The following is a 1,100-nucleotide window of genomic DNA, read 5'->3' as shown; positions in this document are numbered from 1 at the left end:
TGGTCGCGGCGGCCGGCCGGCTGGGCCCCGGCACGGCCCTGCGCGCACTGGACGGCATCGCCGACTGGCGGCCACCCGCGAACGCGTATGCTGCCGGAGCGCCGGACGGGGAGCCGGCGGCCAACTGAGCACGAGGAGCATCGAAGTGAAGGTCGGCGTCATCGGCCTGGGCGACATCGCCCAGAAGGCATACCTGCCCGTGCTCACCGCCCGACCCGGCGTAGAACTCCACCTGCACACCCGCACCGCCGCCACGCTGACCGCGATCGGCGAGACCCACCGCATCCCCGACGAGCACCGCCACACCGAACTGGACGAACTGCTCGGCGCCGGGCTGGACGCCGCTTTTGTGCACGCCGCGACCAGCGCCCACCCGGAGCTCGTCACCCGGCTGCTCCAGGCGGGCGTGCCGACCTACGTCGACAAGCCCCTCGCCTACGAACTGGCCGACGCCCGACGCCTGGTGGAACTCGCCGACGAACGCGGCACCACGCTCGCCGTCGGGTTCAACCGCCGGTTCGCGCCGAGCTACGTGCAGTGCGCCGACCATCCGCGCGACCTGATCTGGATGCAGAAGAACCGCGTCGGCCTGCCCGAGGACCCCCGCACCCTGGTCTACGACGACTTCATCCACGTCGTCGACACGCTGCGCTTCCTCGCGCCCGGCGAGATCGACCAGGTCCACGTGCACGGGCGGCTCAGGGACGGCCTGCTGCACCACGTCGTCCTGCAACTGGCCGGGGACGGGTTCACCGCGATCGGCGCGATGAACCGCATGTCGGGATCGGCCGAGGAGATCCTGGAGGTCTCCGGCCACGACAGCAAGCGGGAGGTCCGCAACCTCGCGGAGGTCGTCGACCACCGCGGACAGCCCAGCGTCCGCCGGCGTGGCGACTGGGTCCCGGTCGCCCGGCAGCGCGGGATCGAGCAGGCCGTGCTGTCCTTCCTCGGCGCGGTCTCCGCCGGCGAGGTACTCAGCGCCGCGGACGCCCTGCGCACCCACGAGCTGTGCGAACGCGTCCTGCGTGACCTTCCGGCCGCCGGGAAGCGCTGAGCCCCCGGGCCGGGGCCCCGAGGTCTCGCACCGCGTGCCGACGGCG

General features: G+C 73.0%; 1 protein-coding gene. It reads left to right on the top strand.

All coding sequences use genetic code 11. The features are described from left to right. Nucleotides 1–145: 145 nt before the first annotated feature. Nucleotides 146–1,054, top strand: a complete 909-nt coding sequence (locus tag ACYVE9_RS27900; RefSeq protein WP_461030669.1) for a Gfo/Idh/MocA family protein — start codon at nt 146–148, stop codon at nt 1,052–1,054. Nucleotides 1,055–1,100: the final 46 nt, after the last annotated feature.

The organism is Streptomyces sparsus (assembly GCF_054776295.1).
The sequence above is the reverse complement of the archived record's forward strand: the minus strand, read 5'-3'. Positions and strand labels throughout refer to the sequence as shown.